The 21,566-nt window shown below is 69.1% G+C and carries 17 protein-coding genes; 11 read left to right on the forward strand and 6 right to left on the reverse strand.

From position 1 onward, the window contains the following. Nucleotides 1-50: 50 nt before the first annotated feature. Nucleotides 51-1,439 carry a cystathionine beta-synthase gene (locus tag ACL03I_RS25260; protein WP_195082524.1) on the reverse strand — a complete coding sequence of 463 codons (1,389 nt, stop codon included), beginning with the start codon at nucleotides 1,437-1,439 and terminating at the stop codon, nucleotides 51-53. A 103-nt stretch (nucleotides 1,440-1,542) separates the two neighbouring features. Between ACL03I_RS25260 and ACL03I_RS25265 the strand changes: the two genes are divergently transcribed. The 3 genes from ACL03I_RS25265 (at nucleotide 1,543) to ACL03I_RS25275 (ending at nucleotide 4,558) form a co-directional block, all read left to right on the forward strand. After that, nucleotides 1,543-2,004 (forward strand): hypothetical protein, encoded by a 462-nt coding sequence (locus ACL03I_RS25265; RefSeq protein WP_355078573.1) that lies wholly within the window; start codon nucleotides 1,543-1,545, stop codon nucleotides 2,002-2,004. A 404-nt stretch (nucleotides 2,005-2,408) separates the two neighbouring features. Beyond that, on the forward strand, nucleotides 2,409-3,296 hold the full coding sequence (locus ACL03I_RS25270; RefSeq protein WP_412807094.1) for an SGNH/GDSL hydrolase family protein: 888 nt from the start codon (nucleotides 2,409-2,411) through the stop codon (nucleotides 3,294-3,296). 41 nt (nucleotides 3,297-3,337) lie between these two features. Then, nucleotides 3,338-4,558, forward strand: a complete 1,221-nt coding sequence (locus tag ACL03I_RS25275; RefSeq protein WP_412807095.1) for an acetyl-CoA C-acetyltransferase — start codon at nucleotides 3,338-3,340, stop codon at nucleotides 4,556-4,558. Between the two features lie 57 nt (nucleotides 4,559-4,615). Here the strand turns inward: ACL03I_RS25275 and ACL03I_RS25280 are convergent, their stop codons facing one another. Together ACL03I_RS25280 and ACL03I_RS25285 are read right to left on the reverse strand one after the other, a co-directional pair. After that, the gene (locus tag ACL03I_RS25280) at nucleotides 4,616-5,467 is read right to left on the reverse strand and encodes a Bax inhibitor-1/YccA family protein (protein WP_355078570.1); all 852 of its coding nucleotides are present in this window, start codon (nucleotides 5,465-5,467) and stop codon (nucleotides 4,616-4,618) included. Nucleotides 5,468-5,601: 134 nt separating this feature from the next. Beyond that, nucleotides 5,602-6,753 carry a class I SAM-dependent methyltransferase gene (locus tag ACL03I_RS25285; RefSeq protein WP_364429034.1) on the reverse strand — a complete coding sequence of 384 codons (1,152 nt, stop codon included), beginning with the start codon at nucleotides 6,751-6,753 and terminating at the stop codon, nucleotides 5,602-5,604. A 398-nt stretch (nucleotides 6,754-7,151) separates the two neighbouring features. On the opposite strand from ACL03I_RS25285, the gene ACL03I_RS25290 reads away from it, so the two are divergent. The 5 genes from ACL03I_RS25290 (at nucleotide 7,152) to ACL03I_RS25310 (ending at nucleotide 16,258) form a co-directional block, all read left to right on the forward strand. Further along, nucleotides 7,152-7,727: an AMIN-like domain-containing (lipo)protein gene (locus ACL03I_RS25290; protein WP_412807096.1), complete on the forward strand. Its 576-nt coding sequence runs from the start codon at nucleotides 7,152-7,154 to the stop codon at nucleotides 7,725-7,727. Between the two features lie 52 nt (nucleotides 7,728-7,779). Further along, nucleotides 7,780-8,550 carry a hypothetical protein gene (locus ACL03I_RS25295; protein ID WP_412807097.1) on the forward strand — a complete coding sequence of 257 codons (771 nt, stop codon included), beginning with the start codon at nucleotides 7,780-7,782 and terminating at the stop codon, nucleotides 8,548-8,550. Nucleotides 8,551-8,637: 87 nt separating this feature from the next. Then, the gene (locus ACL03I_RS25300; RefSeq protein ID WP_412807098.1) at nucleotides 8,638-9,249 is read left to right on the forward strand and encodes a DUF305 domain-containing protein; all 612 of its coding nucleotides are present in this window, start codon (nucleotides 8,638-8,640) and stop codon (nucleotides 9,247-9,249) included. Between the two features lie 140 nt (nucleotides 9,250-9,389). Continuing rightward, nucleotides 9,390-9,941: a hypothetical protein gene (locus ACL03I_RS25305; protein ID WP_412807099.1), complete on the forward strand. Its 552-nt coding sequence runs from the start codon at nucleotides 9,390-9,392 to the stop codon at nucleotides 9,939-9,941. 149 nt (nucleotides 9,942-10,090) lie between these two features. Beyond that, a complete protein-coding gene (locus tag ACL03I_RS25310; RefSeq protein WP_412807100.1) occupies nucleotides 10,091-16,258 on the forward strand; it encodes a non-ribosomal peptide synthetase in 6,168 nt (2,055 codons plus the stop codon). A 6-nt stretch (nucleotides 16,259-16,264) separates the two neighbouring features. Here ACL03I_RS25310 and ACL03I_RS25315 read toward each other — a convergent pair whose 3' ends face one another. Together ACL03I_RS25315 and ACL03I_RS25320 are read right to left on the reverse strand one after the other, a co-directional pair. After that, a complete protein-coding gene (locus tag ACL03I_RS25315) occupies nucleotides 16,265-16,588 on the reverse strand; it encodes a hypothetical protein (RefSeq protein WP_355078563.1) in 324 nt (107 codons plus the stop codon). 104 nt (nucleotides 16,589-16,692) lie between these two features. Then, a complete protein-coding gene (locus ACL03I_RS25320; protein ID WP_412807101.1) occupies nucleotides 16,693-18,096 on the reverse strand; it encodes a three-helix bundle dimerization domain-containing protein in 1,404 nt (467 codons plus the stop codon). A gap of 448 nt (nucleotides 18,097-18,544) precedes the next feature. Between ACL03I_RS25320 and ACL03I_RS25325 the strand changes: the two genes are divergently transcribed. Then, nucleotides 18,545-19,348, forward strand: coding sequence for an SDR family oxidoreductase (locus ACL03I_RS25325; protein WP_412807102.1), 804 nt, complete (start codon nucleotides 18,545-18,547; stop codon nucleotides 19,346-19,348). A gap of 160 nt (nucleotides 19,349-19,508) precedes the next feature. Here ACL03I_RS25325 and ACL03I_RS25330 read toward each other — a convergent pair whose 3' ends face one another. Next, nucleotides 19,509-19,850 (reverse strand): hypothetical protein, encoded by a 342-nt coding sequence (locus tag ACL03I_RS25330; RefSeq protein ID WP_355078560.1) that lies wholly within the window; start codon nucleotides 19,848-19,850, stop codon nucleotides 19,509-19,511. Between the two features lie 170 nt (nucleotides 19,851-20,020). Here ACL03I_RS25330 and ACL03I_RS25335 point away from each other — a divergent pair, with 170 nt between their 5' ends. After that, entirely contained in the window at nucleotides 20,021-20,506 is a 486-nt protein-coding gene (locus ACL03I_RS25335) for a hypothetical protein (protein ID WP_412807103.1), read from the forward strand. Between the two features lie 162 nt (nucleotides 20,507-20,668). After that, on the forward strand, nucleotides 20,669-21,448 hold the full coding sequence (locus ACL03I_RS25340) for a hypothetical protein (RefSeq protein ID WP_412807104.1): 780 nt from the start codon (nucleotides 20,669-20,671) through the stop codon (nucleotides 21,446-21,448). Nucleotides 21,449-21,566 lie beyond the last annotated feature (118 nt).

Genomic DNA, 21,566 nt, shown 5'->3' on the forward strand with positions numbered 1-21,566 from the left:
GGAAGCCGCCGTGACTCGGCTTCCGGGTTCGCCGCTCGCCGTGGTCTCGTCTACTTCCCGATGTTGCCCGTGCTGAGGAAACCGAGCAGGTCGTGGCGGGTGATCACGCCGACGGGCTTGCCGTCCTCGACGACCATCAGCGCGTCGGTGTCGGAGAGCGCCTTCGTCGCGGCGGAGATGGGCTCGCCCGAACCGATCAGCGGGAACGAGGGGCTCATGTGCTGGGCCACCGAATCGGTCAGGTTGGCCCGGCCCTCGAAGACCGCCGACAGCAGGTCGCGCTCGGACACGCTGCCCGCGACCTCGCCCGCCATGACCGGCGGCTCGGCGCCGACCACGGGCATCTGGGAGACGCCGTACTCGCGCAGGATCTCGATCGCGTCGCGCAGCGTCTCCGACGGGTGGGTGTGCACCAGGTCCGGCAGCTCGCCGGACTTGCCGCGCAAGACGTCGCCCACGAGCGGTTCGGCCGTGCCGTCCAGCCGTTCGCGCAGGAACCCGTAGGAACTCATCCACTCGTCGTTGAAGATCTTCGACAGGTAGCCGCGTCCACCGTCGGGCAGCAGCACCACGACCACCGCATCCGGGTCGCGCCGCGCCACCTCGACGGCCGCGACGACCGCCATGCCGCAGGAACCGCCGACCAGCAAGCCTTCCTCGCGGGCGAGCCTACGGGTCATCTCGAAGGAATCCGCGTCGGAGACCGCGATGATCTCGTCCGGCACGGCGGGGTCGTAGGCCGACGGCCAGAAGTCCTCGCCGACGCCCTCGACCAGGTACGGCCGCCCGGTGCCGCCCGAGTACACCGAACCCTCCGGGTCGGCGCCGATGATCCGCACCTTCCCGCCGGAGACCTCCTTGAGGTAGCGGCCGGTGCCGGTGATGGTGCCGCCGGTGCCGACACCCGCCACGAAGTGGGTGACCTTGCCGTCGGTGTCGCGCCAGATCTCCGGGCCGGTCGTCTCGTAGTGGCTTTCCGGGCCGCCCGGGTTGGAGTACTGGTCGGGCTTCCACGCGCCGTCGATCTCACGAACCAGGCGGTCGGAGACGCTGTAGTAGCTGTTCGGGTGGTCCGGCGGCACGGCGGTCGGGCAGACCACGACATCGGCGCCGTAAGCCCGCAGCACGTTGCGCTTGTCCTCGCTGACCTTGTCCGGGCAGACGAACACGCACTTGTAGCCGCGCTGCTGCGCGACCAGGGCGAGGCCGACACCGGTGTTGCCGGACGTGGGCTCGACGATGGTGCCGCCGGGCCGCAGCTTCCCGGACCGCTCGGCGGCGTCGATCATCTTCACCGCGATCCGGTCCTTGGAGCTGCCGCCCGGGTTCAAGTATTCGATCTTGGCAGCGACCAGCCCCGCGTTCGGTCCCACGACCGAGTTCAACCGGACCAGCGGCGTGTTGCCGATGAGATCCACGACATGATCCGCGATGCGCATGGCCCCCATAGTTGCAGACGCACTAACTGTGAGTTCGCGCACGCCGTGTGCAGCGGCCGCGGACTACCGGCGAACCGGGGCCCGCGGCCTTAGGATCGCTGCCATGAGGCAGCCGAACATCGCCCGCGCCGCAATGCTTCTGGCCGGATCGGCAGTGGCCCTAGTGGTCGGATCCGGCGCTCCAGCGGAGGCGTCCACCGTCGAATTCCCGCAGGTGCCGACGCTCGCGCGCGGCGGCCTGTGCTGGACAAGCATCCGCACCTGGGCCGACACCGGCCCGGAATGGCCCGGGCGCGCCATCCTCAACGTGCGCGCGCTGCCCGTGAACGGCATCGGGCCGGGCTCCTACCCGCTGGCGCCGCTGTGCGAGGTCCGCACCACCGTGGCGTGGCGCAACGTCACCACCGGCGCGACGGGCAGCTACGACAACATCGTGGTCACCGGCATCTACGGCAGCATCCAATACGCGCTGTTCCAGGACACGGGCCCCGGCCTGGTCGAGGTCACCATCTCCACCGACGCGGCGAGCATCCCGGCCCGCGGCAGCTTCGTCGTACCGGGCTGACCTCGGCGGATCGCGACGCGCACATTTCGGGCCTGCCTTGCGGCGACCCCGCCGTCGCGGGTCCCGAGCTGACCCGAGCGGGTGTTATCCACACACGTTTGCCGACGACAGTGCGGGGTCAGAGGATCGCAGGGCAGCTGCGCCCCCTACTCAGCAGCAGCCGAAGCCAGGTCCTCGATCCTGCTGCGACGCGCTGCGCACACGCGACGGTCCGCGATCACAGAACGCTCCACGCGCACCGGATTCTCGATGGCCGACTCGGCGACCGTCCGGCTGCTGATCGTCGGTGGCCTATCGCCCGACCATCCGTCGACGCACCCGCGACGCCTGGAAGCCCGCAGCGGCTGCCGGTGCGCCTATGTTCGCGGCTGGTCGACTGGGCGGATTTTCGTAAAATTCCTGGCGTGAGCGCACCTCAGTTTCGCTGGCGCGCGGCCGCGCTGGGCGGTGCCGCGGCCGTGCTCGCCGGTTCCGGCGCGGGGACCGCGTGGTGGGCGACCTACCGTCTGCTCATGGCGCAGGCGGGCGTCGCGCGCGGAGTGATCGGCCGGGACACCTCGAAGCCGCCGGAAGCCGACGGCATCTACACCGCGGGCTGCGCGGAGCCCGAGCCGTGGCGTGCGGGCAAGCACGCCGACCTCCATCTGATGATCTTCGGCGACTCCACCGCGGCGGGCCTCGGCTGCGCGGTGGCCGACGAGGTGCCGGGCGTGCGCCTGGCCCGAGGACTCGCCGAGGCGACCGGGCAGCGGATCCGCCTGAGCACCAAGGCGATCTCCGGCGCCACGTCCAAGGGTCTGGCCGGGCAGGTGGACGCGATGTTCGTCGCGGGCCCGCCGCCGGATGCCGCGGTCATTCTCGTCGGCGCCAACGATGTCACCAAGAAGCACTCGATCCGCGCCTCCGCGCGCAGGCTCGCCGCCGCGGTCGCCCGGTTGCGCCGCGCCGACGCCGTGGTGGTGGTCGGCACCTGCCCGAATCTCGGCACGGTTGCGGCCATTCCCCAGCCGCTGCGCACCGTCGTGCAGAACTGGAGCGTGCGGTTGGCCAAGGCGCAGCACGTGGCGACGACGGTCGCGGGCGGGCAACCCGTCCGCATGGGTTACCTGCTCGCCCCCGAGTTCCGCGCCGCGCCGGAGCTGCTGTTCGCCGCCGACGGCTTCCACCCGTCGGCGGCCGGCTACGAACTGGCCGCCGCGCAATTGCTCCCGGCGCTGCTGGAGGCACTGGGCGGGACAGGCGCTTTCGGTCCTCGGCGACGGGACGTAGATTCGGTACGAACCCGTGAGTAACAACTCCGGTTCGCCAGAACCGTCCGACCCAAGGAGTCCTCATGCCTGAGGCCGTCATCGTTTCGACCGCACGCTCCCCGATCGGCCGGGCCCGCAAGGGTTCGCTGGTCGACCTGCGGCCCGACGATCTGACCACGCAGATTGTGCGGGCAGCGCTCGACAAGGTGCCTGCCCTGGACCCCGCCCAGATCGACGACCTGATCCTGGGCTGCGGCTCGCCTGGCGGTGAGCAGGGCTTCAACATCGCCCGCGTCGTCGCCGTCCAGCTGGGCTACGACTTCGTGCCGGGCACCACGGTGCACCGCTACTGCGCGTCGTCGCTGCAGACCACCCGCATGGCCTTCCACGCGATCAAGGCGGGCGAGGGCGATGTGTTCATCTCCGCGGGTGTGGAGACCGTGTCGCGCTATGTGAACGGTTCCGCCGACAGCTGGCCCAACACGCAGAACCCGCTGTTCGCCGAGGCACAGGCGCGCACCGCGAAGACCGCAGAGGGCGGCGCGGGCATCTGGCACGACCCGCGCGAGGACGGCCTGATCCCGGACGTCTACATCGCGATGGGCCAGACCGCCGAGAACGTGGCGACCTCCACCGGCATCACCCGCGAGGACCAGGACCGCTGGGGCGTACGGTCGCAGAACCGCGCCGAGGAAGCGATCAAGAACGGCTTCTTCGAGCGCGAGATCACCCCGGTGACGCTGCCCGACGGCACCGTGGTCAGCAAGGACGACGGCCCCCGCGCCGGGGTCACCTACGAGGCGGTGTCCGCGCTGAAGCCGGTGTTCCGCCCGGACGGCACCGTCACCGCGGGCAACTGCTGTCCGCTCAACGACGGCGCCGCGGCGCTGGTCATCATGAGCGACACCAAGGCCAAGGAGCTGGGCCTGACGCCGCTGGCGCGGATCGTGTCCACCGGCGTGTCCGGCCTGTCGCCGGAGATCATGGGCCTCGGCCCGATCGAGGCGTGCAAGCGCGCGCTGGCGCTGGCGGGCAAGACCATCGACGACATCGACCTCGTCGAGATCAACGAGGCGTTCGCGGTGCAGGTCCTCGGCTCGGCACGGGAGCTGAAGATCGACGAGGACAAGCTGAACGTCTCCGGCGGCGCGATCGCGCTGGGCCACCCGTTCGGCATGACCGGCGCCAGGATCACCACCACGCTGCTCAACAACCTGCAGACCTACGACAAGCAGTTCGGTCTGGAGACCATGTGCGTCGGCGGCGGCCAGGGCATGGCGATGGTCATCGAGCGTTTGAGCTGACCCGCGGACGAAAGGGCGGTCGCCGGATATCCGGCGACCGCCCTTTCGTCGTATCGGCTAGTCGTTCTGGAAGTAGCTCAGCAGCCGCAGGATCTCCACGTACAGCCACACCAGGGTGACGGTGAGGCCGAGTGCGACGCCCCAGGCCGCCCGCTCCGGAGCCTGCGCGCGGATCAGCTGATCGGCGGCGTCGAAGTCGAGCAGGAAGCTGAACGCGGCGATGGCGATGACCACCAGGCTGAACACGATCGCGAGCGGACCGCCGTCGCGCAGGCCGAGGCCGCCGTCGATGAAGAAGCTGGCGACGAGGTTGCCCAGCATCAGGACCAGGATGCCGATCATGGCGCCGACGATGATCCTGGTGAATCGCGGCGTCACGCGGATGGCGCCGGTCTTGTAGACCACGAGCATGCCCGCGAAGACACCGAAGGTGCCCAGCACCGCCTGACCGATCAGCGCGCTACCGCCGACCCCGCCGAACTCGATATTGGTGAACATGAACGACAGGGCGCCGAGGAAAAGGCCCTCCGCGACGGCGTAGGACAACACGATCGCCGGGTTGTCCATCTTGTTCGCGAAGGTCGCGATCAGCACGAGCACCAGGCCGACCAGGCCGCCGCCGATCACGAACAGCGGCGCGAGCGAGGTGTTGGCGTTGGTGAGGCCGTAGGAGACGATCGCGGACAGCGCGAGCACCGCGAGGGTGATGCCCGTCTTCGTCACCACGTCGTCGATGGTCATCGAGCGCGTGGTGGGGGGAGCCTGCTGGTACTGGCCGTACTGCTGTGGGTATTGGCCGTACTGGTTGCCGAACTGGCCGGCGGAGGTCACGCCGGAACCGAAGCTGGCGTATCCACCGCCCTCCTGCCTTGGCAGGTTCCTGAAAACCGGATTGCTCGTGGTACGCATGTGAACGGCGTCCCTTTCTGGAGTCGTTGCCGCTGTTCATCGAGTTGCTTCACTCGATATCCAACTGCCCTGTCCAACGTTTGTCATCCGTCGCGAGTTCCCGGGGAGTCGCACAGAGCCGGACAATTCGGACTCTACCTCTGTCGTGGGTCGTGCAGACCACGCACCGACCGAGTCACGGTGAATTTCCGGTTGCGGCCCATCACTTCGGTCCGGCCCACCATCCGTTCGACTACGGCCCGATAGTTCAAATGCGAGTTGTACACCGTCCACAGCTCTCCACCCGGGCGCAACACCCGCCCGGTCTCGGCGAACATTTTGATGGCCGATCCGGTGTGCACGGCCGCGCCGATATGGAACGGCGGATTGCACAGCACCAGGTCGGCGCTGTTGTCCGCCGCCGAGGACATGGCGTCGTCGCGCACGACGCACACTCGGTCGGCGACCCCGTTCGCCTCGGTGGTGGCCCGCGCCGAGGCGACCGCGGCGGCGGATTGGTCGGTGGCGATCACCTTGATACCCGGCCGCGCCTTGGCCAGCGCGACGGCAAGGATGCCGGTGCCGCAGCCGAGATCGATGGCGTCGCGCGCGTCCGGCTTCATCAGTCTCAGGTGCTCGAGCAGGAACCTGGTGCCGATGTCCAGGCGGGCCCCGGAGAACGCCGCGCCGTGCGCGACCACGTCGAGACCGAGTTCGTCCAGCCGGTCGCGCACCGGGAACGGTCGACCGGCTACGGGTTTGGGTCCGGCCACCAGCAGGGTCCGCGACTTCTGCCTGCCGCGGCTTGCGCGCACCTCGGAGAACGACTGCGCCAGAACGTCGTTCATCGACTTGGTCAGATATTTGTCCCGCCCGCCCGCGAACACCTCGACCGCCGGATCCGCGTAGCGCGCGATCGTGTCGGCGACCTCGGCCAGACCGGCCAGCATCCGGGGCAGGCGAAGCAGGACCACCTGGGCATCACGCAGCAACTCGGGGCCGAGCGGGTGCGCGGTGTAGCGATCCGACAAGCCCACCGCGCGGGCGTTGTTCGCGAGGGCGAGTTCGCCGGTGAGCAAGTCCTGATGTACCCGGACGTCGCGCAGATCGTGTCCCGCGATAGCGCCGAGGGTCAGTGCACCATAGGCGTCACCGATGATGGCTACTTTCCCGCTATTCACAGTCGCGAGGGCGTCGGCCGCGACGTCGAGGATCAGCCGATCGGCGGCGTCGACGGCGTAGAGGTTCAGCGCCTCCACGTCCGGATACCGCCGCAACCGGCCAAGTACGTCCTCGACATTTCCCACGCCTCAAGTGTGCTAGATCGTTGCCGCATGGTCGCGCCCACCCCGCCCTATCGATTCCGCCGGATTCCCGGCACGGCGCTCCGCACGCTGAATCCGGTCAGGACAAGCGGTTTCGCGGACGCATCGGTGAATACGGCATTCGATCAACCGCCGATCCTCTCGGGCTCGACGGAGGGGCGATCCGGCGCCGGCACTCACTCCGCTGGCGACGGCAGGACTCTCGCACACAGGACATGAACCATGGCAATCAAATAGCAATTAATCGGGCTCGGCAGGCCGACCATTCGAGGTGCACGAGTGTTCGCACCTCCGCGTAGCTTGCGGCGGGCCGATGGCGAATGCGCCGCAACACTCTCCGGTTACGCCGTCCGAGACCTTTCGCTGAGTAGCATCGGGCCATGCGCAACAGGATGGTGCTCATGGTCGCGGTCGCGACGGCACTGCTCGCGGGCTGCGGGGACGGCGAGTCGGCACCGGGCCCACCGGCCGCGTCGAACACCGCCACGTCGGTCGAGGTAGCGCAGGCCCCAGCCCCCGGGGACACCGCACCGAAGCAGGGCAAGCCTTCCGGCGACGCCGCGCTCACGGTGACCGATGTGCGGCTGGGAAGTCAGCCCGGTTTCGATCGCGTGGTCTACGAACTCGGCGGGGCGGGCACGCCCGGTTGGATCGTCCGGTACACCGACCGGGCGGTGCAGGACGCCAGTGGCAATCCGGTGGACGTGGCGGGCCGGTCGATTCTGGAAGTACGAATCCTGGGCTCGGCTTACCCGTTCGACAGCGGCGTGACACCGTACGAGGGCCCGGACCCGGCCGTCGACGCGGCGGTCTCCGGCATCGCGGGCGTCTACCGGACGACGGTGTTCGAGGGCGTGACGCAGTCGTTCATCGGCGTACGGGCCGACCGGCCCTCCTTCACCGTCATCACGCTGTCCAACCCGACCCGATTGGTCGTCGACGTCGCGAGCTCCTAGATACCGGTACCGCCAACGGGTATATCGAGAGCGGGGGCTAGACTCGGTACTCGTGGTCGACCGCCGCGCACTTCCCGCCGCCGGGCTCGCCCAGCTCCTAGGGGTGCTGGCGTTGGTCGCCGGGGTCGTCGCGATGCATTCGGCGGTCTTCGGCCACGCCCACGCGGCCGGCGTGCACACCCTCGCGGCCGCCTCCGACGCGGTAGCCGACGGACTCGAACGAGCTGCCGCCGCGCCCGGGTTTCCTCATCGACACGCGACACCGCAATCCTCGGGCGGCGCTCCGACCGGCCACGATCGACCTCAGGACAGGGCGCACCGCGACGACCGGCAACGCGGCCAGGAGTTATCGGGCACACCGGGCGTATCCGCACCGGTGGTCGCTTCCCGCGACTCGACTACCCCGCCAGCCGTCCGGGCAACCCCGGGCACGGACACACCGGCCGTCGCTTCCCGCGACTCGACTACCCCGCCAGCCGTCCGGGCAACCCCGGGCACGGACACACCGGCCGTCGCTTCCCGCGACTCGTCTGCGCCTCGAGCCGTCGAGGCGAGCTCAGGCGCGTCATGGCACGCGACCGTCGCGGCGAAGATGTCCCACTGCGCGGGCGGCGGGTGCGACGGCGAGCACAGCGCACTGCACGGCTGTGCGTTCATCTTGGCCGCCTCCATCGCGTTGGCCGCGTTGGTGCTGCTCCGCCGATTGGCGTTCGATCGCCCCGGCTGCGGTGCGGCACGACCGCGGCACTGGCGGGCGCGGCGTGCACGACCGCCGCCGTGGACCGTGCTCACCTTGGCCGAACTGGCGATTCTGCGGATCTGACAACTCCGTCGCCGCCGTGTGTCCGAACCACGGTGGCGGCGCAGTCCACTCCATCCTCAGACTTCGCACTTCGCAAGGAGCGACCCCATGTTCATCACTCGCACCCGATCGGCCCTCGTTCTCGCCGCGGCGGCCGCGGTGAGCCTCGCCGGATGCGGCGACGCCGACACCGGGCACACCACCGAGCACGGCACCTCGACCACCACCGCGGCCGTCACGACCGCACCCGCCCGTGCGGCGCACAACGAGGCGGACGTGATGTTCCTCCAGATGATGTATCCGCATCACGCCCAAGCCGTCGAAATGGCGCGGCTGGTGCCGACGCACACCGACAACCAGCAGCTGCGTGCGCTCGCCACGCAGGTGGAGCAAGCACAGGCGCCGGAGATGCAGCAGATCACCACCCTCTTGCAGAGCTTCGGCAAACCGGCGCCCACCCCGAGCGAGGGGCACGGCGGCCACGAGATGCCCGGCATGATGTCCGCCGAACAGATGGCGGCGCTGGACGCGGCATCGGGTCCGGACTTCGACCGTCAATGGCTGACCATGATGATCGAGCATCACGCGGGCGCGATCGCCATGGCCCAGACCGAGCTGGCCGAGGGCGAGAACGCCGACGCGAAGGCGCTCGCTCAGCGGATCATCGCCGCCCAGCAGGCCGAAATAGCGCAGATGCGAGCCATGCTCGGCCAGAGCTGAACCGCTCCCCCGCGCCGATATCGGTTGGCCATCGTTATCGGCGCGGGCTCGGCGTGGCGGGTCCCCGCGACGTACCTTCGGATTGTCCGGCTCCGTTCATCCGTCCCGGCCGGACTTCCGAGGGGAGCGAGGGACCGACCATGCGACGACTCGAACGCGCGGGCCTGCTGGTGGCCGCCACGGCCACCGCGGCGGGCGCGCTGACCATCGGCGCCTGCGCACAGCAGATCTCCGGCACGGCGGAGGTCAACCGGACCGACCTGGCCGCGTACGCCTCCGAGGTCACCTCCTCCTCGGCCGCCGCCTCGTCGGCACGGGCCGCCGCCGCCGAACGCGCCACCAAGTCGGCCTGTGACGCCTTCCTGGCCGCGAACGGCAGCTCGGTACGCGCGTTCAACGACTACATCGATGCAAGCAACACGAAAGGCCGCGGCGATCCCGATACGAACGGCAAAGCCGACGCGGCTGTCACGACGCTGCGGAACAACGGGCGCTCGGTGGACCAGAGCGTGACCAGCGAAGTGCCGTCCGGGATCGCCACCCCGCTGCGCGCCTACCGCGACGACACCAACGCCTTGGCCGACACGCTGGCCCGCCGCGCCGACACCGACACTTTGAACGCCGCGATCGACCGGTTCAACGCCACGAAGAACACCGCGCTGACCGCCTGTCAGGGGCACGGCACCCGCTGAACCGTGCCGGTCGGGCTCACGCGCGTGCCAACGGCTCGCGGCACGCGCCGCCGTTCGACCGGAGCGGTATCGCCTTCTCATCGTTGAGGAATCCCGCCGTGCGGCTGTAGCATCTGGCCGTTTACTGCCACGCGGAACGGGACGATTACATGACCAGCGGTATCCGGGATACTCGTCCACCCGCCCGGAAAGGCCGCCGCCGCAGATCCGCCGAATCGGCCACGCCGACGTTCGCCGCGCTGCTGGCCGCCGCCGCGGAGCACAATCCCGACGGCGTCGCCGTGGTCTGCGACGACAGCGAGATCACCTACCGCGACCTCGACGCGCGCTCCTCGCGGCTGGCCCGCACGCTGATCGCCGCGGGCGCGGGCCCCGAAACAGCGGTGGCGGTGGCGCTGCCGCGTTCGCTCGATTCGGTGCTCGCGGTGTGGGCGATCGCGAAGTCCGGTGCGGCGTTCGTCCCTGTGGATCCGGCACTTCCCCTGTCCCGCATCAAGTTCCAGGTCATCGACAGCGGTGCCGCGCTGGGCCTGACCCAGGCCGCCCACGCGGCGACACTACCCACCGAGGTGCGCTGGCTCGCGCTGGACGATGCCGAAGTGATCGCACAGGTGGCGGCGAATCCCGCGAGCCCGATCGCGTATTTCGAACGCCCCGTTCGACTTCGCGCCACCCACGCGGCCTACGTGATCTACACATCGGGATCGACCGGACGCCCGAAAGGCGTCGCCGTGACCCATGCCGGGCTCGCCCCGCTGTGCGCCGAACTGGCCGCGCGGCAGGCGCTGGACAAAGACGCGCGGGTGCTGCACTTCGCGTCACCGAGCTTCGACGCCTCGGTGCTGGAGTTGCTGCTCGCGATCTGCTCCGCCGCCACGCTGGTGATCGCCCCACCGACCCTGTACGGCGGCACCGCACTGGTGGAACTGCTCGCACGGCAGGCGATCACCCACGCCTTCCTCACTCCGTCCGCGCTGGCCACCATCGAGCCGACCGGACTGCCCGCCCTGCGTTCGGTCATGGTCGGCGGCGAGCCGTGCCCGCCGATGTTGCCCCGGCACTGGGCGGCCGACGGCCGTCTGTTCCAGAATGCCTACGGCCCCACGGAATCCACCATCATGGCGACGCTGAGCCCGCCGTTGTCACCGGACGCACCGGTCACCATCGGGTCGGCTGTGCCGGGCATGCGCTGCCAAGTACTCGATCACCGGTTGCGCCCGGTCGGCGTCGGCGTCGTCGGCGAGCTGTACGTGTCCGGGCCCGGGGTGGCGCGGGGGTACCACGGACGCCCGGATCTGACCGGACAGCGGTTCCTCGCCGATCCGTTCGGACCGCCCGGCTCGCGGATGTACCGCACCGGCGACCTCGTCCGGCGCACCACCTCGGGCCATCTGGACTATTTCGGCCGGGCCGACGACCAGGTCAAGGTCAGGGGTTTCCGGATCGAACTCGGCGAGATCGACGCCATCCTGTCGACACAGCCCGGCGTCCGGCTGGCCGTGACCGTCGACCGCAAGACCGCCGCGGGCGAGACCACGCTGGCCGCCTTCGTCCAACCGGAACCGGGCCATGCCCCTGACCCCGCCACGCTGGCCGACGCGCTGGCCGCGCTGCTGCCGAAGTACATGGTGCCCAACACGATCACGGTCGTGGATCGGATCCCACGCACCCCGACGGGCAAGGCCGATCGGCCCGCGCTGCGCGTGCGCGCCCTGGACGAGCCGGACTACCGGCCCGCCGTCGACCTCGGTGAGGAAACGGTCGCCGAGGTCTTCGCACGCGTGCTGCGCCGAGAGCGGTTCAGCGCGGACGCCGACTTCTTCGCGGCGGGCGGCAACTCGCTGCTGGCGACGCAGGTCGCCGCGCGCCTGAGCGAAACATGGCGGCTGCGCATCCCACCCCGGCTGGTGTTCGACCATCCGACAGTCACCACCTTGTCCAAGGCGATCCGCTCGCAGCAATTCGACACCGCACGCCCGGTGTTGCGCGCACGGACCAGGCCGGAGCGCATCCCGCTGTCGCCGGCCCAGCTGCGGTTCTGGCTGCGCAACCAGTTCGACACGACGTCCTCGGTGGACAACATCGGCTTCGCGCTGCGGCTGTCGGAGCTGGATATTCCCGCCTTGCGCGCGGCATTCGCCGACACGGTCGAGCGGCACGAGTCGCTGCGTACGAGTTATCCCGCCGACGCGAACGGACCGCGGCAACTCATCCTCGGCACCGAGCAGGTGGTAGACGATTTCGCGGTGGAGGAACTGTCCGACGACGCGGTACCCGACCGCGTCCGCGCCATCCTGCGGCACGGGTTCGACGTGTCGGCCGAGGTGCCGCTGCGCGTCCGGCTGCTGCGCACCCCCACCGAGTACGTCCTGGTCTGCGCCCTTCACCACATCTGCGCCGACGGATCCTCGCTGGCGCCGCTGGCCCGCGACGTCGCTTTGGCCTACGCCGCCCGCAGCGCGGGGGCCGCCCCGGCCTGGCTGCCACCGGATGTGCAGTACGCCGACTACGCCCTGTGGCAGCAGGATCTGCTCGGTTCCCGCGACGACCCCGATTCCCCGCTGTCGCGGCAACTGGCGTACTGGACCGGCGAGCTGGCCGGTCTGCCCGACGAACTCGATCTGCCCGCCGACCGGCCGCGCCCGCCGGTGGCCACACTGCGCGGCTCGGCCACTCAGCGGACGGTGCCGGCGACCTTGCACCGCGACCTGCTCACCGTCGCACGCGCCCACCGATCGACGCTGTTCATGGTGATGCGCTCGGCGCTCGCCGTGCTGCTGGCCCGCCTGTCCGGAAGCTACGACATCGCGATCGGCGTGCCGATGACCAACCGGGCCGAGCCCGCGCTCGCGGATGTCGTCGGCATGTTCGTCAACACGACCGTCTCCCGGACCAGGATCGAGCCCGCGGAGAGTTTCACCGCTCTGCTGCACCGCACCAGGGAACGGGATCTGGTCAACTTCGCGCACTCCGAGGTGCCGTTCGAGCACGTGGTCGACGCCGTCGATCCGACCCGATCACCCGGACGCCACCCGCTCTACCAGGTCGGCTTCGCCTTCCAGAATTTCACGCAGGCCACCTTGGACCTGTCCGGGCCCAGCGTGTCGTTCCTCGACGTGGACGCCGACACGGCGAAAACCGATCTGCACATCGGCGTGGTCGACATCCGCGACGACGACGGCGAGCCCGGCGAGATCATCATCCGATTCGGTTACAGCACAGACCTGTTCGACGAGCACACGGTGCAGCGCTTCCTCGACGGCTACATCCGCACCCTGCTGCGGGTCGCGGCCGAGCCCGACGCCGTGGTCGGCGACATCGACATCATGGACCCGGTCGAGCACAAACGCATCCGCTCCTGGGGCGCCGGAGCCGAGCACGACGTGCGGGCCGAGCCGCTCACCGCCGCGACGGCGCGGCAGGCCGCGGCGACGCCGGACGCGATCGCGGTGGTCTGCGGATCCGAGACGCTCACTTACGCGCGACTGCTCGAACGATCCGCGCGGCTGGCTCGCTGGCTGATCGAACGAGGCGTGGGTGCGGAGACCGTCGTCGCGGTGGCGATGCGGCGGTCGATCCAGCAGGTCGTCGCGCTGCACGCGATCGTGGCGGCGGGCGCGGCCTGGGTGCCGATCGACCCGGGACACCCGGCCGAGCGCATCCGGTACGTGCTCGAATCGGCGGCGCCCCGGTGCGTGCTGACCACCGCGGCGGACGGTTTCACCGCGGCCGAGGCTTACGACATCGACACCCTGGACCTCGACCGCTTCGGCGCGGAACCCGTGCTCGACGCCGAGCGCCGGACACCGTGGCACGCCGACCACCCCGCCTATCTCATCTACACCTCCGGGTCGACCGGCCGCCCCAAGGGCGTGGCGATCAGCCATCGGGCGATCGTGCACCAGCTCGCTTGGATGCAGGCGGAATACGCTGTCGACGCCACCGACGTCTATCTGCACAAAACTCCCGCGACCTTCGACGTGTCCCTGTGGGGCTACTTCCTGCCGCTGCGCGCGGGCGCGCGGATGGTGCTGGCCGGACCGGACGAGCATCGCGACCCGGCGGCGCTGTCCCGGCTGATCGCCGAGCACCGGGTGACGCTCACCGATTTCGTTCCCGCGATGCTCACGGTATTCGCCCAGCAGGCAACGGCGGACGAACTGTCCTCGCTACGAGCTGTTTTCGTCATCGGAGAGGCGCTGCCGCCGGAAACCGCGCGTGCCTTCGCGAACGTGACCACGGCCGAGTTGCACAACCTGTACGGACCTACCGAGGCCGCGGTGAGTATCACGCGACACGCGGTCTCGGCCGCCGATCGCACCGCGGCCGGCGTTCCCATCGGTGTGCCGGAATGGAATTCGCGCTGCCACGTGCTGGACGACCGGTTGCGGCCGGTTCCGGTGGGAGTGGCGGGCGAGCTCTACCTCGGTGGCATTCAGCTGGCCCGCGGTTACAATGGCGCGCCGGGTCTGACCGCGGCCCGGTTCGTCGCCGATCCGCTGCACCCGGGCGAACGGATGTACCGGACCGGTGATCTGGTGCGCTGGAACCGCATCGGTACCCTGGACTATCTGGGCCGCACGGATTTCCAGGTCAAGGTCCGCGGCCACCGCATCGAACTCGGTGAGATCGAAGCGGCTTTGCTGGCCGACCCTGCGGTGGGCCGGGCCGCGGTGGCGGTCAAGGGCTCCGATGCCGGGGACCGGCTGGTCGGCTACGTCGTCGCGGCGCCGGGGGCCACGGTCGACCCGGATGTCGTGCGTCAGTCGGTCGCTCGCGTGCTGCCCGGTTACATGGTGCCGTCGGCGGTGCTGGCGCTCGACGCGTTCCCGGTGAACACCAGCGGGAAGCTCGACCGCGCCGCGCTACCCCAGCCGGTATTCGCCGCACGCACCGGTGCGCAGCCCGGCACCGCACTGGAGCGCGCGGTCGCGGACGTCTTCGCCGACGTGCTCGGCGTGTCCCCGATCGGGGTGGCCGACGACTTCTTCGAACTCGGCGGGTCGTCACTACTCGCGTTCACATTGCACCAGCGGCTGTCGGAGCGGCTCCGCCGCGACGTGCCGATGTCGGCGATCCTCGCGACCCCGACCGTCGGCGGCCTCGCGGCGCGACTGGCGGGCGGGTCCGCCCCCACCGCGGCGACGCCGGAACGCGACGCCGTGCTGGAGCCGGAGATCGGCATCGGCGGATGCGAGCCCGCGCACACCGGTCCGCCACAGGAGATCCTGCTGACCGGCGCGACCGGCTTTCTCGGCGTACACCTGCTGCAAGCCCTGCTGGATCGCACCGAGGCGAGGGTGTGGTGCGTGGTGCGCGCCGCCGATGCCGAGGAAGGCATCGACCGAATCCTCGGTGCGCTGAGCCACTACCGGCTCTCCGGGACCACCGCCGCGGAGCGGATCGTCGTCGTCGCGGGCGACCTCACCGCACCGCGCCTCGGCCTCGACCCGGCCGATTACGACCGATTGGCCGACAGCATCGACGTGATCTATCACAACGGCGCGCGCGTCAATCACGTCGATCCTTATGCCCGGCTACGGCAGGCCAACGTCGAGGGCACCCGCGAGTTGTTGCGGCTGGCGACGGCGCGGCGGGTCAAGCCGTTCCACCTGGTCTCCACCATGGGCGCGGCCGTCGCCGCGACGCCGGATTCGCCGGTGGTCACCGAGGACATCCGCCTACCCGCGGGGCAGGTGTCCGGCAACGGCTACCTCGCCTCCAAATGGGCCGCCGAGGAACTGGTCCGCCAAGCAGGCGAACGTGGTGTGCCCATCGCCATCTACCGTCCGAGCACCATCTGCGGTTGCCCGGACATCGGCGTGAACAGCCCGCAGGATTCGCTGTGGAACATGGTGCGAGCCGCCGCGATGCTCGGCATGGCGCCCGACGTGGGCGAGGCGACCGTTTCCCTGGTTCCGGTGAGCTATGTGGCGGGCGCGATCGTGGAGATCTCGGCTCGTCCGCGCTCGGAAACCGTCTATCACCTGGTCAATCGGGCCCCGGTAGCGGTCGGGGAGATCCTCGCCAGTCTGCGCGCGCACGGTTTGCCGGTGGCGACGATGCCGGAGGACACGGTGCGCGCGGGCCTGGCCAGGGAAGCGCGGCGGCGCGACGCGCTCGGCGACGATTCGCTGGTGCGCGCGGCCCTGCTGAGCCACGACTTCGCCGGACTCGCCGGTCACCTCGACTGGGCCGACGAACACACCCGCGCCGCGCTCGCGGACACCGGCATGGCCTGCCCGGAGATCGACCGTGCGGTGGTGGACACCTTCGTCCGGGAGTTCATCGAGTCGGGTTTTCTGCCCCGGGATTGACGCTCCTCAGTACCCCGGCGGCACGGTGGCCCGTTCGGCGGGCGGTGCGGCGTGCCTGCGGGCCCGCACCTGCTCCAGCACGATCAGGCCCACCCCGATCAGCAGGAAGACGACCGTGATGATCGCGGCCACGACCGAGAGCCTGCCGAACCCCCAGCCGGCGAGCACCGCCGCGGTTATCGCACCCGCCGCGGCGACCAGCAGCAACCCGTACCCCGGCCAGTTCCTGGTGTCGGCCATCGTCGCTCCCGGCGGCGGCGCGGAGTCGCGCGCGATATCCGGGGCGTCATCGATCGGAGGGATCTCCCATGGGCCGTCGTCCGCTGTCACTGGTCGTTCCTCCCGCCGCGATACCGGCCGTTGTTCCGGTATCTGATGCGAAGAGGGTGCCCGGATCCTCTCCACCGAAACGCTAGCGGCGATCCGCCCCGGGTTCAGTTGTAGGACTTGGTTACTCCGTCTAGCAGGTGCTCCAGGGTGTCGTAGGTCGGGGTGGCGACGACGTCCAACAGGTCCGGGGCCACCGGGACGTTGCGTTCGGCGACGACCTTCGCGAACTGGGCGCCGTCGTTGGTGCGGAAGCCGTGCTCGGCGGCCAGGCGCTGCAATTCCGGGTCGGTGGACAGCAGGCGCCCGAGCCGGTCACCCGTCGCGCCGAACGGCACCAGCGTGTGCCGGGACAACACCGTCGGTGACGGGTACAGCAGCGTCATCTCGGGTTTGATCTGGCCGCGCACGGTCGCCTCGACGTACTGCGCCTCGTAGATCCAGGCCATCGGCGTCGGGCCCATACCCGTGGCGAGATAGTTGTTGAACGGGCCCTCGGTGGTGTTCTCGGTGTAACCCTGGCCCACGAAAAGCCGCGACACCGCGGGGAGGACGGCCTGCTCGGCGATCTGCCCCTGCACGATCGTGTTGTTGTTCGCGACATAGCTCGCCGCGGCCAGATACATGGCCGCGGAGTTGGAGCTGCGCGGGTCGGTGGTGGAGATCAGGATGTTCTTGCGCACCGGGTAGGCGGTGTTGTCGGGCAGTTCGTCCCAACGGGTGCCGTTGCGGACGAGCTCGAGGTAGCGGCGCAGGTCGAGCGTCGGCACCTGGCCGGGGCGCACCGCTCCCGCCCGGGTGAGCAGCTCGGTGATCGGCGCGAACGTCGCGACGGCCATCGGCGAGGAGAACGGCGTGTATTTCGCGGTCACGTTGCGCTGCCGCTGGATTCGCTCGGCGGCCGGTTCGCTGGACGGGAAGGCGAAATCGAATTTCGTGAGATCGATGGACGTGGCGATCTGCCGCGAACCGGCGGGCTCGACCTCGACGCGCACGCCGTTGCGCGCCAGCGCGTCGATCACCTTGGGGTCGGAGAAGAACGGCATCTTCTCCGAGCCGACCACACCGTGGACGACCGTGAGCGCCGCGGCGGGCGCGGGAGCGGCGGCGGGCGCCTCCGGAGCGGGTTGCCGCACGGCGAGAACCACGGCGATCACCGTCAGAACGACGACGGCGCCCACGGCGTACGGTGCGAAACGCTTCTTGGACGACAAAAGCTCACGGATCTCCGACAGTTTCCCGGGAGCGGCGGCGGGGGCCTGCGGCGACTTGTCCATCGGGACCGTGGTGGGTTGCACTTCCGCCTCGGGAGACTTCTCCAATTCCCGCCGCACCAACCGCTCGATCAGAATCGGAACGAACTGCCGCACCGGGCGGCCCTCGAATTTCCGCCGCGCCGCACCGACGGCGCTCTCGATATGGTCCGGAGAATAAGTCTCGGTGTAGTTTTCGACCAGCCGCTCCGTCATCTGACGGATCGCCTGTTCCTCGCGGACGGTATCGACAACCACCACAATCTCCTCGGCGTCGGGGGTAACGCGGCAGCGTCTCCGGCCTGCACCGCGCCGGCCAACACTAGCCCCATCCCTCCACCGCCGACATCCGGAACGGCTTCCCTCCGGTGAACGATTTCGACTGCGCCGGTGCGCATCCCACGTCGCCATGCACACCCGTCCGCCCAGCTCACAGGCCCGCGAACCACGCGAGCGCGGCACACACGACAGCCCGCCGACGCCACGTCCGGGCTCGAACCCGCCATGCAGAATTCAATGGGCAATATCCGAGCCGCCACCACGTGTTGTACTCCCGTTTCCCACCGCCATTGGGCCGGGCGGGCATCGACGCCGCGTTCGTCGTGCGGTCGGCTCCGCAGCACATCGACGGCACCGAAGTTACTTTCTGGTAGCACAGAGCGAGAGCTGACGATATCGTCAGCATGTTGCCGTCGAAAGGAGCGTTATGTCTCGCGTCGCTGTGGTCACCGGTGCGTCGTCCGGAATCGGGAAGGCTACGGCCGCCGCGCTGGCCGGGCGGGGGTATCGGGTGATCGGCACCAGCCGCAATCCCGACGCCATCGGTTCGGACGCCGTGCTGCCCGAGGTCGAGTACCGCGCGCTCGACCTCACCGATCCGGCTTCGATCGAGGCCTTCGCCGCCGGTCTGGACCACGTCGACGTGCTCGTGAACAACGCGGGCGAGAGCCAGGCGGGACCGCTGGCCGAGTTGCCCACCGACGCCGTCGAGCGACTGTTCCAGCTGAATGTGCTCGGCCCGATCGCCCTGACCAAGGCGGTGCTGCCCGGCATGCGGGATCGCCGCTACGGGCGCGTCGTCATGGTCGGGTCGATGCTCGCCAGCTTCCCCATGCCCTACCGCTCCTCCTATGTCGCCACCAAGGCGGCGTTGCGCGGCTTCGCGGTCGCCGCCCGCTTCGAGGAATCCCCCTTCGGCGTCTGGATCACCGCCGTCGAGCCCGGCCAGATCGACACCGGACTCCGCGAACGCCGCACCAAGTACCTCACCGACGGCTCCCCCCACACCGCCGATTTCACGACCTTCATGGCGAAACTCGACGAAAACCAGTCCAAGGGCATCACCCCCGAAAAGGTCGCCACCACGATCGTCAAAGCGATCGAAGCCCCGCGCCCCCAACCCCTCTACGCCGTAGGCAGCAACGCCCCCGCCCTCTTCACCCTCCGCCGCCTCCTCCCCCGCACCGCCATGGAGCGCATAATCGCCCGCGCCCACGGACTTTCCCGCTGAAGAGGCGACGGTCGCCGGATACGACGGCTCGCATACCGTCTTCCTGTGCCAGTCAGCCGAACGAGCTGACCCAGCCGATCACGCACGTGTGGGATCGTCCATCCGGCATGCAAGAGCAGCCCTATTGTTCGATGCCCCGATCGTTGGAGGTTGTCGACCCTCACTCTTCCTCGTCGGACCCCAAACGCGACGGTGCGTCCTTCGGCGAGACCGGCGCAGCGGAGACGGGCGCGCCTAACCCGATGGTTTCCAGCGCTTCGTGCAGATGGTCGCGCAGAACATCCTTCGCGGCAGAAAGCGCCTGCTGATATGCGAGCTGCGCGGCCGCGCCACCGGCGGCTCCCGCCCGGTGATATCCGCCCCACCACTCGACCACGCGATATTCACCGTCCGTCGGGTCGATGCGTACCACCCAGTACGTTCGACCTTGTTTGCGAACCGTCCAGTAAGTGCCGTCCGCGGTGTAGTTCCGATAGCCACTAGGCCGTGGTTTCGACGCCATACTCCCATTTTTCCCGCAATAGTGCTGTCCCCGTGCAGAATTCGGTGACTCACGTCTTCTCGAGCCGCATGACGGTCCATCCGTGGGATCGACAGGTCGAGTTGCAGTGTCCGGCAATACCCTGCGTTCACTGCACCTACAGTGCAGAAGGCGGCCCGTCTTCTTCCTCGATGCGCTGGCGAATCGCGTCCACGGTCAGCCCCGACACGATGGCTTTGTTCGAAGTTGCCTTGGCACGGTGCTACGCCGAAACGGGCGACAAAGTCCAGGCCGTGAAGGCGCTTCGCCGAGCCGAGCCATGGATCATGCCCGAGGCAACGACGGAGATTCCTCGATGGGCCGCGCTGTTCTGTCCGAACAAAGCAAGCGCGACCCGGCAGACCGCGAAAACATTCCTCGCGATCGGCGACTTGGCCGAAGCCGAGCGCTATCAGCACATGAGCGCGACGATCTGGCATCCCAGAACGCACACCCGGATTCACGCGATCAGCCTGGCCGAGACCGGACTCATCCGCTGGCGCATGGGCAACCACGAGGACGCGGCCAAACTCTGGCGCACCGCGCTCCCCACGCTGACCTCCATCAGTTCGGAACGAGGGTCGAAGCTGCTGCGCCGCATACGCAGGGCCGCCCCCGAATTGGTCGATCACACCTGACCTTGACGAAACACGCGGATACAGCGAACCTGTCCGAATGGAAGACCCAGTTGGTTGATAACGACCTGGCTCGGTAAGGATTCGATGAAACGTTGATAGCGGGCCGATCGCCGGGCCTGAACCGGCTGTTCCCGCGTCCGCGATCAAGGAGCACAGCCGACGATGTCACCGAGCGAGCGCACTACCGATCGTGTACTGGCCGTGTGGGTGCCCCCGGAATTCGTGTCCGACGGCAGCAACGGAATTCTGAGTTGGGTCGGACCAGCGTTGCGTACGCCCACCGGGTTGCGGCTGTCCCTCGCGGCGGAAGTGGTCGGCGATGCCGCGCCGTCGTTGCGGAGTTACCAGGTCGGGGTGTCGGCACTGGCCAACGGTGTGGCCACCGACGTGGGCTGGGGAAGCGGCTCGTCCGACACCCACGCCGGCACGACCTTCACATTGCCCGACCTCGGCCCGGATACGACACCGGTCGATATCGAGCTGACCATCGACGACGTCACCACCGACGGTCCATGGGTGAGGCGACTGTCTCGGCCGAACGACATCGTCTACTCAGCGCCGCTGGGCGATCCACGGGGCCGATTGGCCATGCTGACGAATCCAGCTTTCGTCACCGACGAGGATGGTCCGATCGAGGCCTGGATCGGACCGATCACGCTCGATCTCAACGGAATCGAGTTCCTCTACACCGCGACCGCGCTCGACGAACGCGCACCATCCATCTGGGACTACGAGGTCGATGCCGTCCTGCGCGCCAACTTCGGAACCTCGGAGGTGGTGGCCGGCGAATCGACCTCGGCGACGCGAACGATCAGAACCTTCCAGGCCCCGATCCCGGACGACATCGCAGACACGCCCTGGGACTTCGAGCTGACCCTTACCGACCACACGGCAGGACTCATTTGGTCGACCGAATTCTCGTGGAATGGGCCGACGTCCTAGCGCTCGCACTGCCGGCTTCCTGGTACAGGTCGGCACAACAGCGCGACCCGAGGACTGCGGACCGAGGGCGTCTGCACGGGTGTGAAAGGCAGCGAGGAAAGCGATCTACCTTCGGCTC

It is taken from the genome of Nocardia sichangensis (assembly GCF_047200615.1).
Lineage (GTDB): Bacteria > Actinomycetota > Actinomycetes > Mycobacteriales > Mycobacteriaceae > Nocardia > Nocardia sichangensis.